The following is a 4,377-nucleotide window of genomic DNA, read 5'->3' as shown; positions in this document are numbered from 1 at the left end:
TTTTTCACAGCGCACGGAGCAATGGAGCAGTAAACGCCGTTAAGCGGTCATTTTAAATAGCCAAAAATCAACCAGCCAATTTACATCGCCGATTGCCATTTTTAGCCACCTCTTTTACGATAGCCAAATTAACTATACTCATCTTGGATCTTGGACGTATATTCATAATAGGTAATGTAAAACTCATAATTATTTGATTTTATGAATATTAGCCATTCTATTTAACCACTTATCAGTACTTATGGTTCCGTTGCTCCTCAAACCCCAATATATTAACAAACAAATGATTGGACGGTACGTTAAGTGTCATTTTCAGAAGGCGACTGCACCAGTTCACAGGGCTGACAGCCCGATGTGCAGCCAACTTCTGAACAGGTTTCGTCAGCAGTCCTGTGCACGAAACGTCATGAAGGGGCGAAGTTGCCTAGAACTCCGGTGCACGATATCTCTTCCTCCGGCTGGTGATCGTTAACTCTCTCTGCTGATCCTCGCTGCCAGTCGTGTCATGAGGTCCATGCGTTCATGAAAAATCGCCACGACCAGTGCGGACGCACTCCCGCGTGGCAGGCAGAAGACATAGTGATGTTCACAATGCGCCATCCGTAACTCAGGAAAGAGTTCGCTCATATCCTTGAAAGTACCTCGCCCTACGGCAAGGCAGGCAATACCATGTTCCAGCCTGGTGATATAGCGGCGTACTTGCGCTGTGCCCCACTGTTTGCGCGTGTAGCGGATGATGCTGCGTAGATCTGCTTCAGCCTCCGCCGTGAGGATGTAGGTCGTCAAGCGCGATCCCCGCCGAGTTCTTCGTCAAGAATTTCTCCGATGCTCCTGGTGGACACCTTCCCTGCAATCCCGTTATTGATGCGGTTTCCCAGCAGAGTTTTCAGTTCCTGCCATGCCTGATCAGCATCTGCATCGCCGGGGAACAAACGTTCGAGAGCGTATTGTTTGATGGTCTTACCTTGTAGGGCTGCCAGCGCTTTCAGGCTTTGGTGCTGCTGGTCTGTTATGTCGATTGTCAGGCGGCTCATAGAGGGCATCTCCTTTAAAATACACAAACCCACATTAGCACATATGTATAAATAAAGCCATCAGACCGCTCTGCCCATCAAACGAACGTTTGACGGTCAGACCGGAATCTGTCCGACAATATACTTGTTTAATGGTTTGTCGGACATTAAGATAGGCGGACGGAATGACGGACAAATGAGGCAAAATGGCACTGATTGGCTATGCGCGGGTATCGACGGCGGAACAGGACACCGCCTTGCAGACGGATGCGTTGCGCAAGGCGGGTTGCGAGAGAATTTTTGAAGACACGGTTTCCGGGGCCAGGACCGACCGCCCAGGACTGACTGCCGCGCTGGCCTGGCTGCGCGACGGGGATGTGCTGGTCGTCTGGCGGCTGGACAGACTCGGTCGCTCGATGGCACACCTGATCGAGACAATCAGTGCGCTGGAGTCGGGAGGTGTCGGCTTCCGGTCGTTGACCGAGAACATCGACACCACCACGCCAGGCGGGCTACTCATTTTCCATGTGTTTGGTGCGCTGAGCCAGTTTGAGCGTGACCTGATCCGCGAGCGCACCCGGGCCGGGTTGACCGCTGCTGCTGCTCGCGGGCGAAAGGGCGGGCGCAAGCCTGTTGTCACTGCCGACAAGTTGCAGCAGGCGCGTGAGTATATTGCCACAGGTTTGAACGTCCGCGAGGCCGCTACACGGCTCAGAATCAGTAAGACAGCCCTGTATGCCGCATTGCAAAACGGGAGTGAACAATGATGAGTCGCAAGCAAAGCAGTGCCTTCGTCACGACCAGAAAGGGCTTCTGCTATCTCACGGTCAAAGTTGGCAGAAGCAATTCTAACATCATGCGTATTCGGAACTATACGCTTACGCCGCAGGACAAGCGTGACATGCGGCGGTTGTATCCCGACTATCTCTTTGACTGGAAGAAGATCAGCCAGCAACTTACTGAAAAGAGAGAGGTATGCAGAGCGTATCGCTCCAGGCGGCAAACTCCGCGGAGTACGGAACGCGCGCATCAGTCCCTTTTGTCATGGTGTCTTATGACCCAGGGACGCGCACGGTTTACGCATCCGACACCTGCGATTCATTGCCATTGCTTGACGCCGTCCTGCACATAGAACGTTCACGAAAGAAATAGTTCCGACAAGCAGTGCAGCCGACTCCTGACATTTCGTGCAGTTGTCTTCTGAAAATGACAATCGGGCGTTAAATTTGGACGAAAACCACACAAGAAGTCGGCAATAGCCCAGGAACTTATCCGCCAGAACCAACCTGCTAAGACTGTCATGGAAAGAACGGGGATTTCCCGCGCTACTTACTTCCGATTAAAAAAGGTTATAGATTTCAAACTGACAGATTTTTGAATAATGGAGAGCATAAAAAACCTTGGGGCACTCCGTTAAGCTGGTGATAGGATGAACGAATTGGCAGGTTTTTAGCAGGCAGCTCACCATGAAAGCCTATATCGTTAAAGTGGCTCTTCGCGGTGTCAGCCCTATGGTCTGGCGCCGATTTCGGCTATCAGGCGAGACTTCTTTAGCGGCTTTTACTATATCATTTAGATCGCGCAGGGATGGCAGGATGATCACCTGCATCAATTCCGTATTTATGGTAAAAATTACGGCATTTCCTATTCTGGCGGAATTGCGTTTAGGTCATGCGCTAAACGTACAATAATTTCCGATCTCCAAGCTGACCCCTGTTAGACCGTTCAGGAACCCTATATTGTATTGTACATTACAATTTTATTTTTTATTAAAGGCCGAAGGTGGTTAACCTCCGGCCTTAGTTACGTTTCCGTCACTTCATCATGCGAACAAGGTTCGGATCAGTTCCAGAAGCGCGATTAACGCTTTCAGAACCATGATTGCTTTATCAATAAAAGCTCCCATGCGTTTCTCCAGATTAACTGGAGGGAGACACCGTTGTTTACTCTTACACTGCCTGTCACAACGGTTTTCTCATTGTTAGATGAAGAATGACTCCCTCCCGCCAGAGCACCGAACACAGCACCACCTGTTTGTTCAGTCAGGACTTTAAAATCGTTCATACCCAACGAAGTGGATAAAGGGCAGGAGAGCCACAAAACAGCGCTAACTTGCTGATTATACCCGCTTGTAGCCATACATCCACCATTAACCGAATGTTGGTTGCAAAATATGCTTCAAGAGATATAATTAAGACGTTAGATGAAGAGTGACTCCCTCCGGTCAGAGATACCAACTTAACGCCGGAACATAAAGAACCCGAATAACCAATCGGGTTTTTTTATGTCTGTAGTTCATCAAATTTTTTGTTCCGACCGCTCAACGCGGGTGAGCTGGCCAACTGCTCAATGCCGTCGCCGGCGTTTCCACGTAGCTAACATTTTCAATAAGTTAGTTCTTTCTATAGAAACGTGAGAGGAAAAGGGAATTAACGCATTCAAGAAAGAGGACAAGCTAAAATCTTTTACGCTTCGTTATCCTGGTTGGCTGGAAGCTCGCCTGACTGCGGCAACAATATGGATTTTTTTTGCAAACCAGGGCGAATTCACGACTGGTGATTACGAAGAGATCATGAATAAGGCCAGCGCCCTGAGTCTGGTATCCAATGCAATCCTGTACTGGAACACATCAAGAATAAGCAACATTGTTAAAGGGTTACGTGAAAATGGTGAAGTTATAGATGATGATGTATTAGCCCATATATCTTTACTACCCTATAAACACGTATTACCCTATGGCACTTATTTTGTTGATGGGGAACCTTACGGTACAGAGCCTACCGAAAGGGCAAAACCGTAAGTTTCTGTTCTCATGCTCCTGCTGGTCCATCCTGTTACAAATCATTGTCATAACAATAGCTCGCTCCATCTTTAGCTCATGACAGAAAATTCTTGACATATGTCACTTAATTGCCAATGACTTAATAATCTAATTCATTAATTTAATTACTTAGTAATCATTCTAAAATGTTTTTATATTTAATAGTATTAATTGTTATATTTACTCACAATTAAATTCCCTACATAAAACAATAAAAGGTTTAATTAATAAATATATGTATTTTGACGCGCGAGTTATTATATTCTATTATGGGACCAAGATATTTTAGGTATAAATAAGGTATAACTCGCAGGCAGACCTCGGGGATAACGGCTGAGAGAATCATTCACGAGTCAAAATGCAACATATAAAAACCAAATCCAATAGTATCACCCCACAATTAATTCATACGTGGGAAAGAAGTAGTGAGCCTTGGGGAGCTAAAGATCGCCAATCAAGGTTTATCTACGCCAATTCCGCTTTTTATCAACTACTCAATTTACCAGAAGATTTCGATATCTCGGCTGCATAGCTGAACCCCCC

At 46.9% G+C, this 4,377-nt stretch carries 6 protein-coding genes and 3 pseudogenes; 5 read left to right on the top strand and 4 right to left on the bottom strand.

The features are described 5' to 3' along the window. Positions 1-468: 468 nt before the first annotated feature. Positions 469-786 (bottom strand): type II toxin-antitoxin system RelE/ParE family toxin, encoded by a 318-nt coding sequence (locus PTE_RS17225; RefSeq protein WP_036849173.1) that lies wholly within the window; start codon positions 784-786, stop codon positions 469-471. Continuing rightward, complete coding sequence (locus PTE_RS17220) at positions 783-1,034, bottom strand: antitoxin (protein WP_036849172.1); 252 nt, start codon at positions 1,032-1,034, stop codon at positions 783-785. Before PTE_RS17220 ends, PTE_RS17225 begins: the two co-directional genes overlap by 4 nt. 185 nt (positions 1,035-1,219) lie before the next feature. On the opposite strand from PTE_RS17220, the gene PTE_RS17215 reads away from it, so the two are divergent. Together PTE_RS17215 and PTE_RS17210 are read left to right on the top strand one after the other, a co-directional pair. Then, positions 1,220-1,780 carry a recombinase family protein gene (locus tag PTE_RS17215; protein WP_036849169.1) on the top strand — a complete coding sequence of 187 codons (561 nt, stop codon included), beginning with the start codon at positions 1,220-1,222 and terminating at the stop codon, positions 1,778-1,780. Positions 1,781-2,479: 699 nt separating this feature from the next. Next, on the top strand, positions 2,480-2,704 hold the full coding sequence (locus tag PTE_RS17210; RefSeq protein ID WP_241826170.1) for a plasmid pRiA4b ORF-3 family protein: 225 nt from the start codon (positions 2,480-2,482) through the stop codon (positions 2,702-2,704). 131 nt (positions 2,705-2,835) lie between these two features. On the opposite strand, the gene dinQ is transcribed toward PTE_RS17210, so the two are convergent. Beyond that, positions 2,836-2,892: a damage-inducible type I toxin DinQ gene (gene dinQ, locus PTE_RS27340; RefSeq protein ID WP_422615337.1), complete on the bottom strand. Its 57-nt coding sequence runs from the start codon at positions 2,890-2,892 to the stop codon at positions 2,836-2,838. Then, entirely contained in the window at positions 2,883-3,152 is a 270-nt protein-coding gene (locus PTE_RS25830) for a hypothetical protein (protein ID WP_081738258.1), read from the bottom strand. The genes dinQ and PTE_RS25830 overlap by 10 nt, the downstream gene beginning before the upstream one ends. A gap of 289 nt (positions 3,153-3,441) precedes the next feature. Here PTE_RS25830 and PTE_RS27335 point away from each other — a divergent pair. The 3 pseudogenes from PTE_RS27335 to PTE_RS26630 all read left to right on the top strand — a co-directional run. After that, positions 3,442-3,513 (top strand): annotated as a pseudogene (locus tag PTE_RS27335) (toxin-antitoxin system HicB family antitoxin); the annotation flags it as partial. Between the two features lie 18 nt (positions 3,514-3,531). After that, positions 3,532-3,813, top strand: a pseudogene (locus tag PTE_RS26875) (Tn3 family transposase); the annotation flags it as partial. Positions 3,814-4,192: 379 nt separating this feature from the next. After that, positions 4,193-4,357 (top strand): annotated as a pseudogene (locus PTE_RS26630) (PAS domain-containing protein); the annotation flags it as partial. Between the last annotated feature and the right edge of the window lie 20 nt (positions 4,358-4,377).

Source organism: Photorhabdus khanii NC19 (genome assembly GCF_000517265.1).
GTDB classification, from domain to species: domain Bacteria; phylum Pseudomonadota; class Gammaproteobacteria; order Enterobacterales; family Enterobacteriaceae; genus Photorhabdus; species Photorhabdus khanii.
The sequence above is the reverse complement of the archived record's forward strand: the minus strand, read 5'-3'. Positions and strand labels throughout refer to the sequence as shown.

Excerpts from the sequence above, each read along its gene's own strand:
- PTE_RS17215 (WP_036849169.1), top strand. The coding sequence starts at position 1,220 with ATGGCACTGATTGGCTATGCGCGGGTATCGACGGCGGAACAGGACACC.
- PTE_RS25830 (WP_081738258.1), bottom strand. The coding sequence starts at position 3,152 with ATGGCTACAAGCGGGTATAATCAGCAAGTTAGCGCTGTTTTGTGGCTC.
- PTE_RS17220 (WP_036849172.1), bottom strand. The coding sequence starts at position 1,034 with ATGAGCCGCCTGACAATCGACATAACAGACCAGCAGCACCAAAGCCTG.
- PTE_RS17210 (WP_241826170.1), top strand. The coding sequence starts at position 2,480 with ATGAAAGCCTATATCGTTAAAGTGGCTCTTCGCGGTGTCAGCCCTATG.